This is a genomic window from Maridesulfovibrio ferrireducens (assembly GCF_900101105.1).
Classification (GTDB): domain Bacteria; phylum Desulfobacterota; class Desulfovibrionia; order Desulfovibrionales; family Desulfovibrionaceae; genus Maridesulfovibrio; species Maridesulfovibrio ferrireducens.
The window spans coordinates 614589-638369 of sequence record NZ_FNGA01000001.1; the positions used below are offsets into that span (position 1 = coordinate 614589).

General features: G+C 41.1%; 18 protein-coding genes. 11 read left to right on the plus strand and 7 right to left on the minus strand.

The genetic code is table 11. The annotated features are described in order from the left end of the window. Window positions 1–94 precede the first annotated feature (94 nt). On the minus strand, window positions 95–1270 hold the full coding sequence (locus BLT41_RS02740) for a pyridoxal phosphate-dependent aminotransferase (protein WP_092158016.1): 1176 nt from the start codon (window positions 1268–1270) through the stop codon (window positions 95–97). Between the two features lie 314 nt (window positions 1271–1584). Between BLT41_RS02740 and BLT41_RS02745 the strand changes: the two genes are divergently transcribed. From BLT41_RS02745 to ilvD, 4 genes are read left to right on the plus strand one after another with little or no spacing between them, the layout of a single operon-like run. Then, window positions 1585–1944: a hypothetical protein gene (locus BLT41_RS02745; protein WP_092158018.1), complete on the plus strand. Its 360-nt coding sequence runs from the start codon at window positions 1585–1587 to the stop codon at window positions 1942–1944. A gap of 27 nt (window positions 1945–1971) precedes the next feature. Continuing rightward, window positions 1972–2658 carry a cell division ATP-binding protein FtsE gene (ftsE, locus tag BLT41_RS02750; protein ID WP_092158020.1) on the plus strand — a complete coding sequence of 229 codons (687 nt, stop codon included), beginning with the start codon at window positions 1972–1974 and terminating at the stop codon, window positions 2656–2658. Continuing rightward, window positions 2655–3536 carry a cell division protein FtsX gene (locus BLT41_RS02755; protein WP_092158022.1) on the plus strand — a complete coding sequence of 294 codons (882 nt, stop codon included), beginning with the start codon at window positions 2655–2657 and terminating at the stop codon, window positions 3534–3536. The genes ftsE and BLT41_RS02755 overlap by 4 nt, the downstream gene beginning before the upstream one ends. Before the next feature lie 25 nt (window positions 3537–3561). Beyond that, complete coding sequence (ilvD, locus tag BLT41_RS02760; RefSeq protein WP_092158024.1) at window positions 3562–5229, plus strand: dihydroxy-acid dehydratase; 1668 nt, start codon at window positions 3562–3564, stop codon at window positions 5227–5229. A gap of 88 nt (window positions 5230–5317) precedes the next feature. Here the strand turns inward: ilvD and BLT41_RS02765 are convergent, their stop codons facing one another. Then, window positions 5318–5986 (minus strand): HAD family hydrolase, encoded by a 669-nt coding sequence (locus BLT41_RS02765; RefSeq protein ID WP_092158026.1) that lies wholly within the window; start codon window positions 5984–5986, stop codon window positions 5318–5320. A 111-nt stretch (window positions 5987–6097) separates the two neighbouring features. On the opposite strand from BLT41_RS02765, the gene BLT41_RS02770 reads away from it, so the two are divergent. Next, complete coding sequence (locus BLT41_RS02770; protein WP_092158028.1) at window positions 6098–7240, plus strand: geranylgeranyl reductase family protein; 1143 nt, start codon at window positions 6098–6100, stop codon at window positions 7238–7240. On the opposite strand, the gene BLT41_RS02775 is transcribed toward BLT41_RS02770, so the two are convergent. Together BLT41_RS02775 and BLT41_RS02780 are read right to left on the minus strand one after the other, a co-directional pair. After that, complete coding sequence (locus BLT41_RS02775; protein WP_092158030.1) at window positions 7237–8118, minus strand: DMT family transporter; 882 nt, start codon at window positions 8116–8118, stop codon at window positions 7237–7239. The two genes, BLT41_RS02770 and BLT41_RS02775, sit on opposite strands and share 4 nt — an antisense overlap. Window positions 8119–8272: 154 nt before the next feature. After that, the gene (locus BLT41_RS02780) at window positions 8273–9445 is read right to left on the minus strand and encodes a homocysteine biosynthesis protein (RefSeq protein ID WP_092158032.1); all 1173 of its coding nucleotides are present in this window, start codon (window positions 9443–9445) and stop codon (window positions 8273–8275) included. Between the two features lie 252 nt (window positions 9446–9697). On the opposite strand from BLT41_RS02780, the gene BLT41_RS02785 reads away from it, so the two are divergent. From BLT41_RS02785 to BLT41_RS02805, 5 genes are all read left to right on the plus strand, one after another. Beyond that, window positions 9698–11002, plus strand: coding sequence for a DnaA ATPase domain-containing protein (locus BLT41_RS02785; RefSeq protein ID WP_092158034.1), 1305 nt, complete (start codon window positions 9698–9700; stop codon window positions 11000–11002). A gap of 134 nt (window positions 11003–11136) precedes the next feature. Beyond that, window positions 11137–12300 carry a DNA polymerase III subunit beta gene (gene dnaN, locus BLT41_RS02790; protein WP_092158036.1) on the plus strand — a complete coding sequence of 388 codons (1164 nt, stop codon included), beginning with the start codon at window positions 11137–11139 and terminating at the stop codon, window positions 12298–12300. After that, entirely contained in the window at window positions 12300–14693 is a 2394-nt protein-coding gene (gyrB, locus tag BLT41_RS02795) for a DNA topoisomerase (ATP-hydrolyzing) subunit B (protein WP_092158038.1), read from the plus strand. The genes dnaN and gyrB overlap by 1 nt, the downstream gene beginning before the upstream one ends. Before the next feature lie 35 nt (window positions 14694–14728). Continuing rightward, window positions 14729–17179, plus strand: coding sequence for a DNA gyrase subunit A (gene gyrA / locus BLT41_RS02800; protein WP_092158040.1), 2451 nt, complete (start codon window positions 14729–14731; stop codon window positions 17177–17179). Further along, window positions 17176–18057, plus strand: a complete 882-nt coding sequence (locus BLT41_RS02805) for a tetratricopeptide repeat protein (protein WP_139167318.1) — start codon at window positions 17176–17178, stop codon at window positions 18055–18057. The genes gyrA and BLT41_RS02805 overlap by 4 nt, the downstream gene beginning before the upstream one ends. A 64-nt stretch (window positions 18058–18121) precedes the next feature. Here BLT41_RS02805 and BLT41_RS02810 read toward each other — a convergent pair whose 3' ends face one another. Next, the gene (locus BLT41_RS02810) at window positions 18122–20935 is read right to left on the minus strand and encodes a DEAD/DEAH box helicase (protein ID WP_092158808.1); all 2814 of its coding nucleotides are present in this window, start codon (window positions 20933–20935) and stop codon (window positions 18122–18124) included. A 469-nt stretch (window positions 20936–21404) separates the two neighbouring features. Between BLT41_RS02810 and BLT41_RS02815 the strand changes: the two genes are divergently transcribed. Continuing rightward, the gene (locus BLT41_RS02815) at window positions 21405–21914 is read left to right on the plus strand and encodes a nitroreductase family protein (protein WP_092158042.1); all 510 of its coding nucleotides are present in this window, start codon (window positions 21405–21407) and stop codon (window positions 21912–21914) included. A gap of 58 nt (window positions 21915–21972) precedes the next feature. Here the strand turns inward: BLT41_RS02815 and BLT41_RS02820 are convergent, their stop codons facing one another. Together BLT41_RS02820 and BLT41_RS02825 are read right to left on the minus strand one after the other, a co-directional pair. Next, window positions 21973–22716 carry a dienelactone hydrolase family protein gene (locus BLT41_RS02820; RefSeq protein ID WP_244512180.1) on the minus strand — a complete coding sequence of 248 codons (744 nt, stop codon included), beginning with the start codon at window positions 22714–22716 and terminating at the stop codon, window positions 21973–21975. Beyond that, window positions 22709–23644: a cation diffusion facilitator family transporter gene (locus BLT41_RS02825; RefSeq protein ID WP_092158044.1), complete on the minus strand. Its 936-nt coding sequence runs from the start codon at window positions 23642–23644 to the stop codon at window positions 22709–22711. Before BLT41_RS02825 ends, BLT41_RS02820 begins: the two co-directional genes overlap by 8 nt. Window positions 23645–23781: the final 137 nt, after the last annotated feature.

Consider the following 23781-nt stretch of genomic DNA (forward strand, 5'->3'; position numbering starts at 1 on the left):
TAATGGTTCGTAAGCCTCTCCCGGAAAGATGTAATCTTTTCCGGGAGAGGTAAGATCCTATTACTAATCAAATATGACTATCTTTACGAACATTTTATTTTTTCATCAACACTTTCCCGACTTTTTCCAATGAAGTTTTGAGAACCTCATCATCAAGAGCATAAGAAAAACGAATACAACGGTCATCGCCGAAAGCGGAACCGGGAACTAAGGCAATGCCTGCTTCTTCCAGAATTTTAGTACACATGGAAGCGGAATCAGGTGTTTCTTCGTCGAAGAAAGTATTCAAAACGGGGAACAGATAAAATGCTCCATCAGGTTTAGGACAAATAACTCCGGGCCATGAAGAAATAATATCATAAGCAAGATCTCTGCGTCTCTGGAAGGCAACAGTCATTTTATCAATCAAGTCCCAAGGACCTTCGAATGCTGCTACCGCGGCTTTCTGTGTCATGGAATTAACATTCGAAGTGGACTGTCCCTGAATCTTAATCATTGCTTTAACTAAGTCAGGATGAGCAAGAGAAGTTCCAACGCGCCATCCTGTCATGCAAAAACTTTTGGACAATGCGCCGACAATAGCTACGTCTTCAGGATACTTTTCCCAGAAATTAGAAAGTGTAGAATAAGTCGCAGGTTTGTAAACAAGTCTATCGTAAACTTCATCTGAAATAATGAAAATTCCTTTCTTTCTAGCCCATTCAGCAATTTCAGTAAGATGATCCTGAGGGTAATGTCCGCCTGTCGGATTGGAAGGAGTGTTTAAAACAAGAACTTTTGTTCTAGGAGTACAAGCCGCTTCCAAATCTTTAACCTGAGCAAGAAAACCGGATTCAGCCGTTGTCGGAACAATTACTGGTTTGCCTTCTGCAAGTTCAACCATCGGAGGATAACTAACCCAATAAGGAGCAGGAATAAGAACTTCATCGCCTGGATCAATCAGAGCCATGAACAGATTGTAAAGTGAATGTTTCCCGCCATTACTGATGATTGTGTTTTCTGCTTTGGCTGTAACATCGTAAAATCTTTTGTAGTAACCGGCAACAGCTGTGCGCAGTTCAGGAATTCCGGGAACCGGGGTATAACGGGTGAAACCTTCATCGACAGCTTTTTTCATAGCATCACAAACATGTTGTGGAGTCTGAAAATCAGGTTCGCCAACCGCAAGGCTGACAATTTCTTTGCCCTGTGCGCGCAGTTCCTGTGCTTTTGCATTGACCGCCAAAGTTGCGGACGGCTTTGCTCTCATAAGTCTTTCAGAAATTTTCATATCGCTTTCCTGCTGCTTCAGTTATATGTTATTCCCCGATCAATGACTTGCTTTTGCCCCACTGACATCGGGAGCAATTTTCACAAAAATGACCGGTTACCGATTACCACTCTTTTTTATAAAACAAATTTGGGTTAGAAATCTTGAACATACTTTGCTTATATGACTTATTAAATATAATTCAAAAGAAGATGAACGTAAATCTTTCTGTGGGCTATATCCTGCTTTCCACCGTAACTTTATAACCATTAACCGAAACAAACCTTTTTGCAAATCAGGTTCACCCCTGCTAAGATCTCAAATCAGGAGCTAAAATGACCTACAGAATAATATTTTTGATTACATTGCTTATGACCCTTGCCGCATGTGCGGCCGTTCCCATGAATGGTGACGTTACAATCGGAGACAGCGATCTGGGATCAGCTAAAATGTCTGCAACCAGAAACCCCACCTTGAAATCACACGCCACATACTCCATCGTTTCAGAACTTCCGGACGGAGCAGTATACAAAGGTAAAATACAAAGTGATCTTAAATCTGTCACTATGTTCAGTAACGACGGTAAAAGCATGAAATGCAACTTTAAAGTAAATGATTTAGTCAAAGGATTTGAATCCGGCGGAACAGGATCATGCACAACTTCTGAAGGACAGAACTTAAACGTAAAATTCTAGCCTTTCAACAACAAGGCACTATTTAATATGATCCGACTTAATCGCCTGTCGTACAGCTTCGGCTCAAACTGGGCACTCAAAGATATCTCTCTGCATGTTGATAAGGGAGAATTCATATTCCTCACCGGACATTCCGGGGCAGGCAAGACTACACTTATGCGTCTGCTTTATGGAGCTCTGCCGGTAACAAGAGGACAGGCAAGCGTAGCAGGATATGACCTTCATAATATAAAACGTAAACATATTCCAAATCTGAGGCGTGAACTCGGAGTGGTTTTTCAGGATTTTAAAATTTTACCGAACCGCTCAGTTTATGAAAATGTGGCTCTGGCGCTTACAGTCAGAAGTATGCCCAAATCCATAATTGATAAAAGAGTAAGGGCTATCATACGCGCTCTGGGTCTCGAAAGTAAAACCTATTCCAATTGCCACAAACTTTCCGGCGGTGAACAGCAACGTGTGGCAATAGCAAGATCAATGGTAGTTAATCCCAAACTGATCCTTGCAGATGAACCCACAGGCAATCTAGATTTTGAACTTTCCATGCACCTGATGGATGTGTTCAAGCAATTTCACACCCACGGAACAACCATAATAATGGCCACTCACAGCCGTGAAATACTCCGCACAGTGCCGGATGCAAAAATTATTCACCTTGAAGACGGGCAGATATGTGAGCCTCCGGATTATATCCTTTCGGAGTTAAACCTATGATTTTTCTTCTTTTCAGACTGATAGGCAGAGGGATACGGGACTTAGGACTTCATCCCTGGGCAAACCTTTTTACGCTTATCGCAGTCACAATGGTTTCTCTGCTTGCAGGACTTTTTATGGTCACCCTGCATAACGTAAATCAGGAATTACTGAAAAGCAGAGGACAAGTTCAAATCCAGCTTTTCTGGCAGGCTGAAACTTCTTCTGACGAATACAGCAAGCAATGGGAAAATCTCTCAAAACTTGAGGGATTAAAAGAAATTAGAACATTTACACCTGACGAAGCATTGAAACAGCTTTCCGAAGCCCTAAGCGGAACCGATGACTTTTCATGGATGAAAGAAGGTAATAATCCACTTCAACCAACCGCACTGCTGGCTTTTTCAGTTGAGCCGGGGGTTGAAAATGAAATGTGGGCAACCGATCTTCTCAACCAGCTTAAAGCTCTTCCTTTTGTTGATAAGGTTCATTACAATCCTTTGCAGATCGATTTAGCCAGAGGTTGGATCAACCTTACACAATCCGTAATATGGCCCATAATCGGATTTCTGGGACTAGTCGTTGCACTTGTAGTCGGTAACACCATCCGCCTCTCACTCATGACTCGTAAAGACGAGATAGAAATTCTTTCTTTAGTAGGCGCAAAACAATGGTTTATCCGTCTGCCCCTTCTTACCGGAGGAGCACTGCTCGGGTTATTGGGAAGTTCCATAGCACTCGGAACACTCTACGGTGCGCAAAGATTTTTCGAGGACGCCTTAAATTTTCCGCCGCTGTTTATGAAACTGACATTTCTGCCGCCTGAACAATGCGGAGCTCTCATCGGAGCTGTCACTCTGATCGGAATGCTGAGCAGTTTTGTCGCTGTACGCGGCTAATTTTAATAATTTGATAGAGGACTTTATGAGAAGTAAAAAAATGACAGGCGGGCTGGAAAAAGCCCCTCACCGTTCCTTATTATATGCACTGGGTCTTTCTAAAGATGAAATGAGCAGACCTCTTATCGGTATATGCAACTCAGCCAACGAAATTATTCCCGGTCACATTCATCTACATACAATCGTCAGAGCCGTTAAAGACGGTGTCCGACTTGCCGGTGGTGTTCCCATGGAATTTCCCGCCATCGGAGTCTGTGACGGACTGGCAATGAACCATGCCGGAATGCGCTATTCCCTGCCGAGCAGAGAAATTATTGCTGACTCCATTGAAATCATGGCCACCGCTCATCCATTTGATGCTCTGGTTCTGGTTCCCAACTGCGATAAAATCGTACCGGGAATGCTCATGGCAGCTCTAAGACTCAATATTCCTACAGTTATTGTCAGTGGCGGGGCCATGCTGGCAGGTAAAAAGGACGGCAAAAAAGTCGACCTGATTACTGTTTTCGAAGGAGTCGGTCAGGTTAAAACCGGCAGCATGACTGAAAATGAACTTTCTGATCTTGAACAAAGCGCCTGCCCTACTTGCGGGTCATGTTCTGGAATGTTCACAGCAAACTCAATGAACTGTCTATCCGAAACAATCGGGCTTGCATTGCCCGGTAACGGAACCATACCGGCTGTAATGGCTGACCGTATCCGCCTCGCAAAAAGAGCAGGCACACGAGTAATGGATCTGCTGGAAAAAGATATTAAACCACGCGATATCGTTACTGAAAAAAGTCTCACAAATGCGGTTACAATGGATATGGCACTCGGCTGTTCAACTAACACCGTGTTGCATCTCCCCGCAATATTTGATGAAGCAGGTCTTAAGCTTGACCTGACTATATTTGACAAAATCAGCCGCAGCACACCTAACCTGTGCAAACTTTCACCGGCCGGACCTCATCATATTCAGGATCTGCACGATGCAGGCGGAATTCAGGCTGTGCTTGCCGAGCTGGCAAAATCAGGACGCATCGAACTGGATGCCATGACAGTCACAGGCAAGACCATCGGCGAAAATATCAAAGAACTTAACGCATGCGTTAAAGACCACGAAATCGTCCGCCCTATTGATAATCCCTACAGCAACGAAGGCGGAATCGCGATTCTGTTCGGTAACATCGCCAAGGAAGGATGTGTTGTTAAACAGTCTGCGGTTGCTCCTGAAATGATGAAAACAACCAGCAATGCCAAAGTTTACAACTCGGAAGAAGACGCTGTTGAAGCTATTCTGGGCGGTAAAATTGTCAAAGGCGATGCAATTGTCATCCTTTATGAAGGACCAAAAGGCGGACCGGGTATGCGCGAAATGCTGACACCAACATCCGCCATATCAGGCATGGGCCTTGGCGCAGACGTAGCACTCATAACAGACGGTCGCTTCAGCGGCGGAACACGCGGCGCAGCAATCGGACACGTTTCACCGGAAGCAGCATCAGGCGGAACCATCGGTATTGTTCAGACCGGAGATAAAATAGAAATCGATATTCCCGGCCGTTCAATAAACGTAGTTCTAACTGATGAAGAAATTGCTGACAGAATGAAAACATTTAAACCTATCCAGAAAGAAATGCCTTCCGCATTCCTGAAAAGATACAGCGAAAACGTAACTTCAGCGTCTACAGGCGCTATTTATAAAAAATAAGTTTTATTAGCTTTCAGCATATAAAAAGGGGACTATTTTCAAAAATAGTCCCCTTTTACTCTCCTACGAAAAATTTTAGCAATCCAGCCTAAAACCTGCCCGATTCTTTCAAAATACCCATCAATTCTTGACAATCTTTTGCCATAAAATCCGGCTTTACTTTTTTCAAATCTTCGAATGACATTCTGCCTGTTGCCACAGCTGCTGTCAGTGTTCCCGCTCTTTTTCCCGTTTCAATATCAATCAAGTGATCACCTACCATCAACGCATTTTCAGGACATAAATTTATGACACCAAGAGCTTTTAAAATATGCTCTGGATGAGGCTTCACATTGTCCACATCATCTCTGGATAAAAAACAACCGCACAGTTTTTCAACATCCGGAAGTATTGTTTTTACCGCAACCGAGGTGTTACGTGTAATGATTCCGGTTTTTATGCCGCTTTGCTGCAATCCGCATAAAATCGGATAAGTGAACGGAAACAGTTTTCCATGTTTTGCCGCTTCAATTTCCATTGAAATTATTAAAAACCTGCATCTTGTGTGAAATTCTTTCCCGAGATCAGGATCATCTGTTGCAAGACAGGCTGCAATATGATCAACCCACTCAAGTGCCGGAAGATTATCGGTTTCAGGTAAAGGGTCCAAAAAAGCTTTACCAATAGCCTTTAATCTCTTTTTCATTTCATTGAAATCAATGGTTAATTCTGCGAGAGTTCCATCAAAATCAAAAATTATTCCTTCAATTTTTTTCATAGTTTAAAAATTTCCAAGGTGTTGCTTGCGAAAGCAGGTTTCTAAAGGTTATGAATGCAAATCTTGTTAGAAGATTTTACGAATTAATAACTGATTTTATCAGGAGTTCTTGTGTCAGGTAAATTTGATGTCATTATTGCAGGGGGAGGCCCGGCAGGCTCATCAGCCGCATATATCCTCGCTGAAAAAGGTTTTAAAGTAGCTATTATCGACAAGGCAAAATTCCCCAGAAAAAAGCTTTGTGGTGGACTTATTACCGACAAGACCATGAAAACTCTGGAAAAAATATATGGTTGTGACGAAAAAAATATAATTGATAATGGACTTATCGACTACGAAGCAGCCGAATATTCCGTTTATTACCGCGAGCATAAAATACAGGACGGAACATCACCGGTTCCTTTCCGTTTCGTAAACAGAGAAATCTTTGATTACTTTCTTCTTAAAAAAGCTGCAAATGCCGGAGCGCAGATTTTCACCTCGGAAGAAATAGTTCACTGTAATTATCAAGATGCTGAAATAAAAACTAAAAGTAACAAAATTTTTAAAGGTAAATATCTTCTGGGAACTGACGGAGTTAATTCCACAATCAGAAAATTTGTTCCTTATGACAAAAAAGCGTGGAAAGAGAACATGGCTTCCACCATCGAAATCACTTTCGATGCCAAAGATTATCCCAGAGAAGTAAAATGGCCTGAACTATACATAGGATGTCTTAAAGCTGGGTACATCTGGGTTTTTCCGGCAAAAGACAAGGTTGTGGTAGGTATCGGCAGTTTGAATCGCTGTACAACAAATTTTAAAGCGACTTTCATGAATTTTCTTAAAACTCAGGGAGTCGAAAATCCTGAGTCCATTCCTTTACACGGCTTTCCACTTCCGTACGGAAATTACATCAAAGATCCCTGTTATGGCAGAACCATACTGGCAGGTGATGCGGCGGGACTGGTAGAGCCTCTTTTCGGAGAAGGAATATTCTACGCATTACAGACAGGAAGATACGCTGCGGAAGCTATCGCCAAAGGCATTTCAGAAAATAAAAATCCAGCTCAGTTCTATATTCCACGACTACAAAAATATATTTTCCCTGAAATTATCTATTCAAACAGATTACGCTGGACGCTCTTCTATTCTCAAAGACTGCTCAAACACATTTCGTTTAAAATAGCGTTTAAATCGCTACCCACAAAACTTGCAGAAATGATCCACGGGATCAGATCATATAAATTTCTTTTGAAAAAATATTGGGATTAATGCGACTTAACCTGCGATATCAACATGCCGCAAAGCATAAGCCCGCAACCGAAGAGTCCTTGCGTTGTGAGCACCTCGCCTAAGAGCAGACATCCGCCTATTGCCCCGAAAACGGATTCTAAACTCAATATGATTGCAGCGTGTGCAGGCTTCGCATCCTGCAAAGCTATTACCTGCAAGGTATACGCGACACCTACAGACATTAACCCGCCGTATAGAATAGGAATAGCTCCGTCAAAAATACCGCTTAATGAAACATCTTCTAAAATAAACGCGCCTATAAAACTTAATATTGAACAAGCTACAAACTGGCCGATTGCAAACTTAATCGGTTCTATTTTTGATGAAAAAAGTGAAATTACAATTACGTGAGCGGCCCAGAAAAAAGCACTGATCAGTACTAATAAGTCACCGAAAGATATATTAAATCCTTCGTTAACACTCAGCAGATACATTCCGACTACCGCCAGTAAAGCACCCACCCATGTCGGCAATCCTGTTTTCTGCTTAAAGAAAAGCCCCATTATAGGAACGATTACGACATATAGGCCTGTAATAAATCCGGCATTTCCGGCAGTGGTGTAAACAATACCCCACTGTTGCAAAGAAGCTCCCAAAAATAAGACCACTCCGGTAATCAAACTTCCCTTGAAAAACTGATTCATATCCAGCTTTTTGTAAGTTCCGTCTTTCTTTTTTTCCCTGTCCATCCTGTAGACAAGCGGAAGAAGCGCAATGGCGCCGAGAGCAAAGCGAACAGCATTAAAAGTAAGCGGACCGACATAGTCCATCCCTACTCTTTGCGCCACAAATGCTGTTCCCCAGATCATTGCTGTAATCAGTAAGAGTACATCAGCTTTTATATTTTTAGACTGCATTTATTTTAACTTAGGTTTGAGTTTTAAAACAAGCGGGAAGAATGAACGCAATTATCTAATTTCGCAAGACAAAAAGTTCCGTAGAAAAATTAATTTCTACGGAACTTTTATTAAAAACAACAAACTCAATTACAAATAAAAACAATCTGAAAATCTAAGTGGATTCAATCTCTTCAACTGGCTCAGTCAAAAGGAAATCACCCTTCTGAATCCATGATTTAAGCTTATCTGCAATTTCAAGAGAAATGACATGACTTGTTAACGGCACAGTCGGAATAACTTTCCCGTTAACTGTTATTTCACCTGATTTAAGTTCTTCAAAAGTTACGTGAGCAAGAGCACGTCCAATTCCATTAGGATAATCATAGCCGTAATCTTTCACAGGCATCTGAATATCAGCATCACTTACGCCGGTATACCAGGCCATTTCTTCATTAAGAATCGGAATAGGAATACCGATACCTACTGAAGCTGTACAACCGTAACCTTGGAAGCTCAAACCGCGGAAATAACGTGGATCCATTCCTTCTAAATCACCTTTGATCATAAGAGTTCCGGATCCGCCGAGAGGTATACCTCTTTCATTACGGGCTGGGTTCTTAACATGCTGAGTTCCGGCACCGATAACATACCCTTTAGAACCAGCTAAAAAGATGCGTGTTCCAAGACCGATAGTCTTCAAATACGGATCATTGAAAAGCGGTGAAAGCTGTCCGGCTGTAGCGAAATTAGCATTACGCTGATTGGCTTTGAGCGGCCCCATATATGTGTAAATTGTACGACTGGTCATATTAACTGCACAATTGTAATTTTGATAACAATTACGTGGGTTTAACATAACCGCATTTGGTAAATCTTTCAGCGTGATATCTTTTTCAATCTCTTTGCGCGGATAACAATCTGTTCCGTAAGCTTTGGCTTTAAGACGAACAGTCTTACCTGCAATCAAATCTTCGATTACATGACCGCCACCGTAAGCAAATCTTCCGGGGTATACTTTGTTAAGCGGGTCATCCTCAGCAGGCTCTGTAGCTCCGATATAAGCGTCCGCAGCTGCAATTCCAGCATAACATGGAACGTTATTCAGCCAGACCTGTGAAGTCTTCATTGTAGGCGGTTCCTGTCCAATATTGAACAGCATACCTGAAGAGCACATCGGTGAAAAAGTTCCTGTTGTTACAACATCGATTTCTTTAGCTGCTTCAACTTTACCTTTGGAACGGACGATTTCGACCATTTCCTCAGCGTTGACAACTACAGCCTTACCATTTTTGATGCGCTCGTTTATTTCTTTTATAGTCTTGTTGACTTCAAAGGTCTTCGCCATTGAAAAGACTCCATTTTGATTAAGTTTTAGAAGAACAGATATTGTGGCTTAAAAGCCCCTTGAATGCAATTTTATTTTTAAAATGGAATTTATCCTGTCAGTAGTTTTTTAAAACGTTTTTAAGGGCATATCCGTCTTGGCTAAAGCTTTCTTTTAATGTATAAGAAACAATGCTTTTTAAGGGAAAAATAAACTAATTTTTTCCTCTTTAATTTCAACAACTTACATCATTGGTATAAAAAAATAAATCACTTGAAGAATGCACTTAGAAATCACCTTCTGAATACATGCTCCGATTCAGACTTAAAACGCTGGTTTGACCCTATTAATCTCGATATTTCCGACGACACCGGAGATGTAGTTGTAACTTTTCCACATGCTTTTTTCGCTCAATGGTTCAGATCCAGCATCCAAGACAGATTTGAAGAGCAGTTAGGTCTATTCCTCGGAGGCGGATTTTCCGTTTCATACCTAAACAGCAGCGCTTCAAGAACTCATACAGCCGGGCAAATTACCGACACTAAAAAAATTGATTTTCCTTTCGGCCATAAATTTACTTTTGAAAATTTTCTAATCAGCAAGAGTAACTATTTTCCTCTGGCTTCCGCAAAAGAAGTAACACACGTCGACAGTGTTGCATTTAATCCCTTTGTTATCTGCGGTAAAAGCGGTTCAGGTAAATCCCACTTACTTAAGTCTATTGCAAACGAGATCAGCAAAAAAGTTGAGTCTGATAAAATATTTCTCGGAAATATAGACGATATTCAAAATATTTATTCCGTCCGCTTTGGCGGAGATATGATTCGCGCCAGAAACTACTTTTTCGATTTTGAATATTTCTTTCTCGATGATCTTAAACAAATCCAGAAATACGAAAAACTCCAACAGGAGTTAATTTCTATTTTTAATAATTTCTATGAAAATGGAAAACAGATGGTTTTCTGCTGCACCGATAAATTAGCCTCCTACAGCTTTCTTGATCAGAATCTGAAGTCAAGATTGGAGTGGGGACTTATTGTGAATCTGAAACGCCCTGATCTCGAAATAAGGGCTATTTACATTCAAAAGCAGTGCAAACTTAAGAAGCTTCCGCTTACCAAAGACCAAATCCTGACACTTTCACAGAGATTTCAGGATTTCAGATATCTTCAGGGGATAATAATAAAACTTTCAGCATTCAGAGAACTTGTCCGCAAGAACATGGATGAAAAAGATTTTGAAAACATTTTGAACAACACTGAAGAAAAAACAGATGAGACTCTCACTCCCGAGTATGTGATCAAGTCTGTTGCAACACATTTTAATCTCAAACCATCTGACCTTACCGGTAACAAACGGCATAAGATGACTGCACACGCAAGGCAGATTGCCATGTATGTTTGCAGGGATCTTTTAGGAATATCTTACCCTGCACTCGGAAGGATATTTGGAGGTAAAGACCACAGTACAGTCCTATATTCTGTTAAAAAAATACAGTTATTACAAAAGGATGATAAGGTTTTGAAAAGGGTGTTGATAGATTTGAAGAATACGTGTCTATTACGTGTTTCAAACTGAACAAGTTCATAAACAGTGTCTATATGTTCACAATGAATGACATTGAATGTATAAAAAAAAGTAAATGTTTTTAAGTATTTAACTCAATAAGAAACATAAGAACCGACCTTACTAAATCTACAAGGAGAATACATATGTATTTAAAGGTGAATAGGGACGAAGTCATCGAAGGATTGCAGAAGTCTGCCAGCATCATTCCCGCAAAAACCGGAGCTGCATATTTGCGGACAATCTGGCTGAAAAGTGAAGAAGGAAATTTGAGGATTATGTCCACAGATTCCAATCTTGAATTTTGCGGAACTTATCCTGCTGAGATCATCGAAGAAGGTCTTGCCGGAGTTCAGGGACGTGCTTTTTATGATCTGGTAAGAAAACTTCCTTCAGGGGAACTGGTAATCAAAAGTGATCCTGACGGATCAAGTATTCTGGTAGAGCAGGGATCAAGGAAATACAAACTTCCAGTAAATGATCCAACATGGTTTCAGAAATTTTCCACTTTTCCTGCTGAAGGAGCTGTGTACTGGTCAGGTGACTTTCTTCTTGAAATCATCGAACGCATTGCATTCTGCATAAGCGACGAAGACAGCATGGAAGCAATTGCTTGTATGAACATCGTTCCTTCTTCTGATGAAAACGGAAACTATGTTGAAGCATGCGGTCTTAACGGACATCAATTCGCAAGACTTAAATTTTTCAATGATGATATTCATGCTCTTCTTCCTGAAGAAGGCATTCTTATTCAGAAAAAATATCTTTCTGAACTTAAAAAATGGCTCACTGATGATGAAATTGAAATGAGCCTTATTGAAAAGAGATTATTTTTTAAGACTGCTGATGGAAAAGAAACTTTCAGCATGCCTCTGAGTTATTATCAGTATCCAAATTACAAGAATTTTCTGGCAAAGCTTAATGACGATGATGTTTCTTGTATGAAAGTGGCAAAATCAGAGCTTTCAAACGCTCTTGACCGTATTTCCATTTTTAATACCGATTCAAATCGTTGTGCGTCTTTCATGTTCAACCCCGGTGAACTTATTCTTTTCAGTCAGGGGCAGGAAGTCGGAACAGCAACAGAATCCATAGAAGTTGAGTTTAGCGGTGAAATGGAACGTATTGCATTTCCTACAAAGAATCTGATTGAGATCCTCGGTCATTTTCAATCTGGAAAAATCAGCTTTACTCTGACAGGATCTGAAGCTCCTTGCGGTTTAACCGGAGATGAGGACAATGAGTACCTCGTAATTGTTATGCCGATGAAGGTTCAGGAAGAGACTTACTACAGCGAGGAAGATGTTTAATGGCTCAAAACAAAGATCAGTATACAGCCGATTCGATTACCGTCCTTGAGGGATTGGCAGCTGTAAGAAAAAGACCTGCTATGTATATCGGTTCAACCGATACAAGGGGTCTTCATCACCTTGTATACGAAGTGGTGGACAACTCTATCGATGAAGCCATGGGTGGTTATTGCTCAAAGATTAAAGTTAAACTGCACATGGATAACAGTGTAACCGTTTCAGATGACGGCCGCGGTATTCCTGTTGATATGCATCCGAAAGAAAAAAAACCCGCTCTTGAGATCGTTATGACTCTTCTTCATGCGGGTGGTAAGTTCGACAACGATGCTTATAAAGTTTCAGGTGGCCTTCACGGGGTCGGAGTGTCATGTGTAAACGCTCTTTCCGAACATCTTGAGGCTACGGTCAGGAGAGACGGTAAAATGTATCGTCAGTCGTATGTGAGAGGAGTTCCGACAGGCCAAGTTGAATGCATCGGTGATGCTGTTACAACCGGAACAACGATCCGTTTCAGACCTGATGAACAGATATTTGAAACTAATCAGTATGATTTCAATACCTTAAAAAAACGTTTTCAGGAGCTTGCTTATCTAAACAAAGGTCTTGAAATCGAGTTCCTCGATGAAAGAACCAATGAAAAAGCAAGTTTTAAAGCTGAAGGCGGTATTGTTGAGTTTATTAAAGATCTTAATAAAAGTCAGACAGCTGTAAGTGAAGTTGTATATGCTTACACTGAAGTGGATAACGTCGTTACCGAACTGGCATTGCAGTACAATACAGCCTACAAAGAAAACACTCACACTTTTGCCAACAATATTCGCACAGTTGAAGGCGGAACTCATCTGGCCGGTTTTAAAACCGCGCTGACAAGAGCAATCAACACTTACATTCAGAACTCTGATTTGCCTAAAAAGCTTAAACAAAAGCTTTCCGGTGAAGATGTTCGTGAAGGTTTGACTGCTGTACTCAGTGTTAAACTTTGTGATCCTCAGTTTGAAGGGCAGACCAAGACCAAACTTGGTAACTCTGAAATGATGGGTATTGTTGCAACTATGGTTTACGACAAACTTTCATCTTATTTTCAGGAAAATCCGAAAGATGCGAAGTCAATTGTCGAAAAAGTTGTTGATGCTGCAAGAGCAAGAGATGCGGCCAGAAAGGCTCGTGAACTTGTCCGCAGAAAAGGCGCTTTGTCTGACCATTCGCTTCCCGGTAAGCTTGCTGATTGCCAGAGTAAAGATCCTTCAGAATGTGAATTATTCATAGTTGAAGGGGACTCTGCTGGTGGTTCAGCTAAGCAGGGACGTAATCCTAAACATCAGGCAATTCTTCCGCTCAGAGGTAAAATTCTGAATGTTGAAAAAACCCGCTTTGATAAAATGCTCGGTAATAAAGAAATCCGTGCTCTTATCACTGCTATGGGTATCGGCATAGGACAGGAAGAAGGCGAAAAAGATTTTAACAAGCTCAGATATCACAAAGTTGTAATCATGACTGATGCTGATGTTGACGGCTCGCATATCCGGACACTTCTACTTACTTTCTTTTTCAGACAGTATGAAGAACTCATCCAGAGAGGGCATTTGTATATTGCTCAGCCTCCTCTTTATAGAATTGCAAAAGGTAAATTCGAAAAATTCATTAAAGACGATATAGAGCTTTATACTCTGCTTATTCAAAGAGTTGCAAAAGATATAATTATCAAAAGTAGTAACGACAAAGAATACACAGGTGAAAGACTTGCCACTCTGCTTGAGGATATCCGTTTTATTAAAAATAAAGTTTTTGATGCTATAAATATGGGTATTTCTGATAAACTTTTTGCTGCTTTAATCAGCTATGAAGGTCAAATAACTCCTGCTGATTTTGCTGAAAGTGATCCTGAAGAATTTATCAGTAAAATGCTTAAATCCGGGTTTAAAGTTTTTATCGAACGTGAAGATGATGATGGGGAAGAACGGGTTTATGTTACTTTTGAAAATGAAAACGGAAACCGCACAAGACTCGCCGTTGAATTCTTCAATTCCAAACTTTTCAGACATTCTTTTGAAAAGAACAGGAACATTGTAGAAGAATGTGCCGGAAACGATTTTGTTATTGAACGCGGTGAGACGACTATACCTGTCACCGGAATATTCAACCTTCTCGATGCAGTTCTTGAAGAAGCATACAAAGGAATCAATCTCCAGCGCTATAAAGGTCTAGGTGAAATGAATCCTGAGCAGCTGTGGGAAACCACAATGGACCCTGATAAAAGGTCTATGTTGCAGGTAACTATCGAAGATGCTGTAGGTGCCAATGAAATCTTCATGGATCTGATGGGAGATAACGTTGAGCCGCGCAGAGAATTTATTGAAAGAAACGCTCTTGCAGTTCAAGAGCTTGATATTTAATTCCGGCAATTTCCGTTTCCAATCGGAGGAAAATAGTGGATCAGATTACTATCGAAGAAGAACTTAAAAAATCGTACTTAGAGTATTCTCTAAGCGTCATCATAGGGCGAGCTATCCCTGACGTAAGAGATGGTCTAAAGCCGGTTCACAGGCGTATTCTTTACGCTATGCACGAACTGGGAAACAGTTATAACAGAGCATACAAGAAATCGGCTCGTATCGTCGGTGACGTAATCGGTAAATATCACCCGCATGGTGATTCTGCCGTTTACGATGCTCTTGTACGTATGGCGCAGGGATTTTCCATGCGCGATCCGCTTGTTGACGGTCAGGGGAACTTCGGTTCCATTGACGGCGACGCTGCGGCAGCAATGCGTTATACTGAATCAAGAATGTCAAAGCTCAGTTCTGAGTTTTTAGCTGACCTTGAAAAAAATACAGTCGATTTCCGAGACAACTATGACAACTCTCTGCAGGAACCGACTGTTCTACCTACTAAAGTTCCTAACCTTCTGCTGAACGGAACAACCGGTATCGCAGTCGGTATGGCGACAAATATTCCGCCTCATAATTTAGGTGAATTATTAGACGGAACTTTGCATCTTCTGGATGCTCCTGAATGTTCTATTGATGATCTTATGAGATTTATCAAAGGGCCTGATTTTCCTACATCGGGATTGTGTTTCGGTGGTAAAGGGCTTGAAGAAGCTTATAAAACAGGTCGCGGAAGTATTAAGATCAGGGGTGTGTTAGGAGTTGAAGAGCTTAAAAACGGTCGTCAAAGTATCGTTATAACTGAAATTCCATATGCTCTTAATAAATCAACACTTGTTGAAAAAATAGCACTTCTCATCGGAGAAGGTAGAATTGAAGGTGTTTCTGATCTTCGCGATGAATCAGACCGTAAAGGTATCCGTATTGTTATTGACCTTAAAAGAGGTTCAATAGCTGATATCATTATCAATTCACTTTACAAATTCACTCAGCTTGAAACCAGTTTCGGTATCAACATGATGGCTGTTTCCGGTAACAGACCAATGTTGATGAACCTTAAGAATATTCTTAGTTTCTTCCTTGAACATCGCCGGGAAGTTATTATCAGGCGTACAAGGTTTGACCTTGATAAGTGTGAAAAGCGTGCCCATATACTCGAAGGTTTAAAAATTGCCCTTGATAATATTGATGAAGTTGTAAAAATCATCAGAGCATCAAGCAATGGCGATGAAGCCAGAATCGGACTTATCGATCGCTTTGAGTTTTCAAGAGTTCAGGCTCAGGCAATTCTTGATATGAGATTGCAGAGACTGACCAACCTTGAGCATGAAAAAATTCTTGAAGAATATGCTGAGATTCTTAAAAAGATTGAATACTTCAAAAGCATCTTGGAAAATGAAGACGTTTTGAAATCTGTAATAAGGGAAGAGCTTACTGATATAAGAGCTTCATATTCAACAGATCGCAAAACCGTGCTTATGGATCAGAATCCTGATGATATTGATATCGAAGATCTGATTCCTGATGATGACGCAGTTATCACTCTTTCAAGACGCGGCTATATCAAACGTACTCCTCTTTCCAATTATCAGCAGCAGAAGAGAGGCGGAAAAGGTATTGCAGGAGTTCAGACAAAGGATGGAGACTTTATCCATACTTTCCTGACAACTTCGAATCACCAATTCCTGGTGCTGTTCACTACGAAAGGGAAGATGTTCAAAATTAAAGTACATCAGGTTCCCGAATCCAGCCGTATAGCCAGAGGCGCACATATTGCCAATCTGCTTCCGTTGGAAAAAGATGAAGCGATAGCAACAGCTCTTACTATGCGCGAGTTTGAAGAAGACCGCTTCTTCCTGTTCGTGACTAAGAAGGGAATGGTAAAACGTTCCAGCATTGCTCTTTACCGTAATTGCAGACAGTCCGGAATCCGGGCCGTAAGCATGAGGGAAGACGATCAGCTGATCACGGTAAAAGAAGTTTATGCTGATTCCGAAGCAATTCTTGTTACCAAGAACGGTACTTCTATTAGGTTCAGCTGTCAGGATGCCCGTGCAATGGGTAGAGTTGCCAGCGGTGTGAAGGGTATTGCCCTTCGTCCTAAAGATGAAGTCGTTTCAGGTGTTGTCACCGGTGATGAAGAACGTACCCAGCTCCTCACAATCTCTGAGGGCGGTTACGGTAAGCGCACAAATATTGAGCAGCATCGTCTCCAGACCAGAGGCGGTAAAGGTATAATCAGTATGCGCGTTACAACCAAGACCGGTAAGGTTCTTGGTTCCATTATGGTTTCACCTGACGATGAAGTCGTTATTCTTACTTCTGCTAATAAAATTATTCGCCTCGGAGTTAAAGACGTAAGTCTTGTAGGAAGGGCAACTCAGGGCGTAAGACTTGTTAGAATGGATGAGAATAATCATGCAGTCGGATTTGATCTTGTAATGGATGACGGCGTTGAAGCTCTTGTTGATGAGGAAGAAACCGAATCATGAGACAATGGTTTATATTAATTTTCGTATCCCTGTTCCTTATGGTTCAGGGGTGCGAAAAACCCGCTGATGATAATTTTAAGGTAATTGAAAAAGCGCGTAAAAATTTTATCAGCGGGTTTTATGTTGATTCTGAAAAAGGCTTTGAAAGGTATCTTCAAGATAATCCACAAGGTAAATACAGGCTTGAAGCGTGGAATTATCTCGTAAAAATAGATTCAGAAGTACGTCATGACAGTGAAAGAGGTGCTTCTTTACTGGAAGCTATGTATCTTGAATTTGGTCACAAGAACGATCTTGCGGCTGATTTAAAGGGTAAGCTCGCGGAGATGTACATAAGAAACGGTCAATATAAATTAGCCGTTGAAGCTCTTGAAAAAAGTTTAGAATTTCCAGATCAATCGTCTGAGCAGCTTGATTCAACAAGAACATTATTAGCTAAAACTTTTCGTGATTTAAGAAATTATGATTTAGCAATTTATACCTATAATGATCTTGCCGATAGTACTGCTGATCCGAAAATAAAGGCGAAAGCTCTGTATGAAATGGCGCATACTCTGACACTGATTCAAGCGTGGGAAAGAGCTGAGTCAGAGCTTAATGAAATAATACAGATGGAAGATGTTCCAGAAAATATTCATGCAAAAGCAACTTTTATGCTCGCTGATATTTATGAACAAAAACATGATTACAAAAAAGCAGTAGAATTACTGAAAGGTATTGTTCAGACTTATCCTAACCCGCAAGCTGTGCGGTATAAGCTTGAATATTTGAAGAAACTTGAATTGTCCGGCGGAAGAGCAATAAAACAATTCAAAGATCGTAATATTAGAATTAAAGATACCGGCAGAGACCAAAACGATGCTGATGGGGCTATTTGAATTAAAGCTGGTGGCTGAGATATTTAATCTTTAAGAAAAAATATCCCGCCACCATTTTTTTTCTTTACCAATCCACCGGCAACCGCACTTTTTTCTTATCTTTATTAGTGAAAAGTACATACCCGTTTTCTTTCCCGAATAGATAAACATCTCTGGTTACAGCAACATCCTGTTTGCAATAATCAGTAATGAGATCCAGCCTTCCTTCTTTCCACCATTCCAGAGCTTGTAATCCATCTGCGCTTTTAGCTGTGTCTAATGTTGCCTGCGCGATGTTATCAAGTTTCAGTCTATATCCCAGCTTTTCGTGTACTTTTATAAGCAAATCCAGAGTGGGTAAACCTTTGTAATGAAAAGCATGTACTCCTGAGAGCACTTTGTAATCAAACCTATCGATATTAAAGCCGATTATCAGGTCTAGTTTTTGAAGGCGATCTATCATTTCCGGTATTTGATGTTCTTCATATTCGAAGAATTTATCTTCGTCAGAATCATAGAGAACCGCGATTGAGATACCCATGCGTTCAGCTTTATTCCAGCCGCCAACTTCTTGAGCTGAGCGTCTTGTTTCAACATCAAGAACTCCGAAATTTTTCGGTTCAATAACTTCCTTTTTAATTTCTTCGCCGAAAGGTCTGAGAAGCATATTTATATCCTCAATATTTTTAGGTGTTTCACCATGTATCATATTTTGCAGAACAAAAATCGCGGCACTCTTATCGATAGGACGATTACCTGATCCGCATTTCGGAGAATGCACGCATGTCGGGCAGCCAAGTTCGCATTCACAGTCTAAAACTATTTGTAAGGTCCGTTCAAGTAGTTCCTCTGCATGTTCGAAAGCCTGCATAGTCAGCCCTGCACCACCGGGAATGCCATCATAAATAAACACTGCCGGACCATCCACCTGCTCGTGCATGGGGGTTGAAATTCCGCCTAAATCGTTGCGGTCAGTGAGAACCATTAAAGGAAGAATTCCGATTGCGGCATGTTCCACAGCATGAATACCGCCCATGAAATGAATGAATTCATCCTCGGCTCTGCGTTTAATTTCAGACGAAATTTCCATCCATAACCCTTGCGTTTCAAAAATAATCGGAGGCAGATCAAGCGGGACAATTCCTAATAATTGTCCGCCGCGCACAGCTCGTTTTTCATACCCTGTCACTTGTTCAGTTACTTTCAGTTTACCGAAACGCATTACAATGCCGAATACTGTTTTTTGAGAGTATATTTCGAGTATCTGTGTTGATTTATTTTTACGCGTGCGGGTGTAATAACCAACTCGTTGTTTGACAGCTGAAATTTTTCTGGAAGCTAAATCCAGTTCTTTAATGCAATATGTATTGCCGCGATGAATATACACTGCGCCTTCGTGAGCCTCGGAGTATGCTTTAACTTCGTCAATGGTACCGATAGGTTCTGATGTATCAGAGTCTTCGATGTGAATGGTACCGCCGGCACCGCGTAGAGATATTTCACGGTGAGGTCTTTTGCGTTTGGAATAAATTTCATCGCCGCGCTTGCTTCGCAGAAGTACGCCTTCCTGCTCAAGTTCAAGAACTCTACTTCTGATTTTATCATCTTTGAGCAGATAGTCATTTTCGCGCATGGTAAGTTCAGAAGCTGCACAGATGAGGTGTTTTTCCATAATCACGGGGTTATATGGATTGAGTACTGCGTTCTCAGGCGGCCGTGAGAAAAAGTCTTCAGGATGGCGCATAAAATATTGATCAAGCGCGTCTTCCTGTCCGATAAGAATTACCGCTGATTCCTGATTACTGCGCCCGACGCGTCCGCCTCTTTGTAAGGTGGCCATAATTGATCCGGGATAGCCGACCATAATACAGAGATCGAGTCCGCCGATATCAATTCCGAGTTCAAGCGCGCTTGTAGATATTACTGCAAGTAATTCGCCTGATGACATTTTTGATTCAATTTCTCTTCTTTCCTCAGGAAGAAATCCTGCTCTGTATGCACTTATTTTATCCTGATATTTACCGGCTTTTTCACTCACCCACATAGCTATTAGTTCAGTCATTTTGCGGGACTGTGTATAGACTATTGTTCGCAGTCCTCTGGCAAGTGCGGCTTTGAGTAGTTGTATGGCTGCATTGGAAGGGCTGACCACAGGATTGAAAAAAACGAAATTGCGTTTTCCTGATGCGGCTCCGCTTTCAGTGATTGCTGTAACTTCAAGACCTGTCAGAGAATTACAAAGAGCGGCTGGATTGCCAACTGTTGCTGATGAAAAAACAAACGAAGGGGTCGCTCCGTAAAAGTTACATATTCTGAGCAGTCTGCGAAAAACCATAGCCATGTGTGAACCCATCACGCCTCGATAAGTATGCACTTCATCCACAACTATATGTGTAAGCCCGGCAATAAAAGGTGCCCATCGTTCGTGATAAGGCAGGATGGATAAGTGAAGCATTTCAGGATTGGTAAGAATAACAGACGGTGGATTATCGCGTATTTTTTTGCGCTTATAGGGTGTGGTGTCACCGTCATAAATTGCTGCATCCGGTCTGATATTTTCTGGCAGAAGGGCGGTCATTTCATTGAAAGTTTTAAGCTGATCCTGTGCAAGAGCTTTGAGCGGAAAGAGGTAAAGAGCGTGGTTATCAGGATTACGCAGACATTGTTCAAGAACAGGCAGATTATAAGTAAGTGTTTTACCACTGGCGGTAGGAGTCGCAACTACGACATTTCTTCCGGCACGGGCGTAGTCAGTTGCTTCTGCTTGATGAGAGTAAAGATTCTCTATTTCTCTGAAATTCATAACGCAATCAAGAGATTCAGGCCATTTATGACGCGATTCACCGTACAAAGCACTATTACCGTCAATCACTCTGTGATGAACGACCTGATCCCCCATCACCGGAGAGGCGAGAAGTGAATTTATGTATTCCTGTACTTTGTCTTGCTGTTTCAAGTGGCAACTCGGTTTATGATTCAAGATCAATTAAGAATCATACCGGATGAGCACTTCGTCAAGGATTAAGAATGGAGTTAAAAGGCAAAAAGGATGGCGGCATCGAGTGGTGAGGGAGGAGGCTCGACACCGCCAAAGGGGTTGAACTAACAATTCCAAATGAGTAAGGCTTGTGTAGTTATTTCTATAATATAATAAATTCAGCGAAAATCAAGAATATTTGGTATTTTTTTTAAGTAATAAAGGTTTAAGAAAGATATATATTAGTAATTGTTTAAATACAGTATATTACAAAAAAATATGAACATCACAAAGAATGAATATACGGGCTTGCGCTTATAAAATTTGAATGTATATTGAAGTTTATATTTTTAATCATTTTGATAGAATCTAAAATCCGGAGCGAACCAAAATGGAAGTATTAGAAGCGATCCATACTAGAAGAAGTGTCAGGAAGTACGAAGATAAACCTATTTCTGAGGAATTGATTAAAGAACTTCTCAGCGCGGCTATGGTTGCGCCAAGTGCGGGCAATGCACAGCCGTGGCAGTTTATTGTAATTGATGATCATGAAAAATTAGCTGGAGTTAAGGAATATAGTAAGTATGCCACAATGGTGGAGCATGCGCCTGCCGGTATTCTTGTTTGCGGTGACTTGAGTCTTGAAAAATTTCCCGGATACTGGGTGCAGGATTGTGCCGCAGCTACTCAAAATCTGCTGCTGGCAGCTCATGGAAAAGGGCTGGGCGCAGTCTGGACAGGTATTTACCCGATGGAAGACAGGGTGAAAGCTTTTTCACAGCATTTTAATCTACCTGAAAAAGTAATACCTCTCAGTTTAATAGTAATCGGCTGGCCGGACCAAGAGCAAAAGTACAAAGATCGTTACAAAGAAGAACGAGTTCATAAGAATAGTTGGTAGTTGATTTCTATAAATTGATATTTGGAAAGCCTCGCAATATGCGGGGCTTTTTTATGTTTTAAAGCCATTTCTTAAAAGTATCTAAAATAATACCCCATGCCTTTTCAGCTAGAATGGGATCAAAAGCTGTGTCGTCAGGGTTTGCAAAGCCGTGCTTGGCGTTTTGAATGCGTATCATCGACCAGTCAGCCTTCACTTCATTCATTTCTTTTACGAACATTTCAGCGTGCTTTTCGGGCACTACAGGGTCGTTTTCAACATGAAGAGCAAGGAGTTTCGCTTTGATTTGTCCATGTGCGGCTGGATGAGTTGTGTCTAAATATCCGTAAACACTGATAGCGCCGTTTATTGTTCCTGCTAACTGCTCATCGTGTTTATTAAGTTGTATATTGCAACGGGCGAGTTCCAATACAGCACCGCCTCCGAATGAAAATCCGAGAGCTGTAATTTTTGCGGAATTGGTTTCAGGCTGATTAATTAGAACTTCAAGGCATGCTTGTGCTCGTTTGCGCATCAAAAGCCGATCATCACGGTAAATTCTGTGGATAACGCGCGCTTCATCGATATTATTAGGTATTTTATCCGGGCCGTAGAAATCTGCGGCAAGTACGGTGTAACCGGCACGGGCAAGTCGTCTTGCGTGGTCTAAAGTTACTTTATTCAGTCCGGTATATTCATGAATTAACAGAACAGCGGGGAACGGTCCTGAACCGTCCGGTGTAACGAGTACGCTTTCGAGCTGTTCGTCTTGGTGTGTATGTTTAATTGTTCGTTCTTTAAGCACTGTGAAAAAATTATTCATTATTTGATCTGAGAATAGAGCCGCATAAGCCGCCGGTTTCTTCGCAGTCATAAGAAGATTTATCTTCTTCCGGCTCAACATGAATAGTTACGTGGCAATTTTTAAGCTCGTCTTTTATGCAAACTTCAATTTCACTGCAAAGCGTATGAGAACTGGCAATGGTTGATTTGCCGGGCAAAAGTAGATGAAAATCAATAAATCGCTGAGAACCAGCCTTACGGGTTCTCAACCCATGGTAAAGAATTTCTTCTCCTGCACATTTCCTGATAGATTTATCAATAAGTGAAAGCTCCGACTTAGGAAGGGTATTATCCATCAATCCTGAGTATGATTTTTTTATCAGGTAGAATCCTGTGAAAATAATATTCAAAGCCATTATAATTGCGATGATGGGATCAAGGATAGCCCATGATGGCGGGGTGAAAAGCATAACACCGAGTCCGAGCACAAGACCTATTGAAGTCCATACGTCTGTTAATAGATGTTTAGCATCTGCTTCAAGGGTAATTGAATCATGAATTTTAGCGCCCTTCAGCATAATTTTAGCGGTAACAAAATTAACTGCTGAGGAAAGCAGGGCAAGAAGAAGACCGGTCAATAAATTACTGGGAATTGACGGTGAGATAAATCTTTCAATGGAAGCGTAAACAATACCTATTGCCGCAATTAATATAAGCATCCCTTCTGCGCCGCTTGAAAAATATTCTGCTTTTCCGTGTCCGTATGTATGGGCGTGGTCAGCCGGTTTCATGGCGAGAGTCAGCGCTGCTAAGGCGAAAAGACCGGCAGAAAGGTTAACAAGTGTCTCCATTGCATCTGAAAGCAAGCCTACAGAATCAGTGATATGCCATGCCCAGAATTTAAGAACCAGCGTGACTATCGATGCAGTAATGGAGTAATATATATATTTTTTGGGAGATTCTGACATAAGATGCAGCCTGATAAGAGGTTAAGAGAAGCTTTTTAATAGTCTTGAATTACATTATCATTTGAAGATTGAGCTTAGCAAGGAGTTCATAAGTATATAAATAGAATTATAAAAAAGGCCGCTCCATCTGGAGCGGC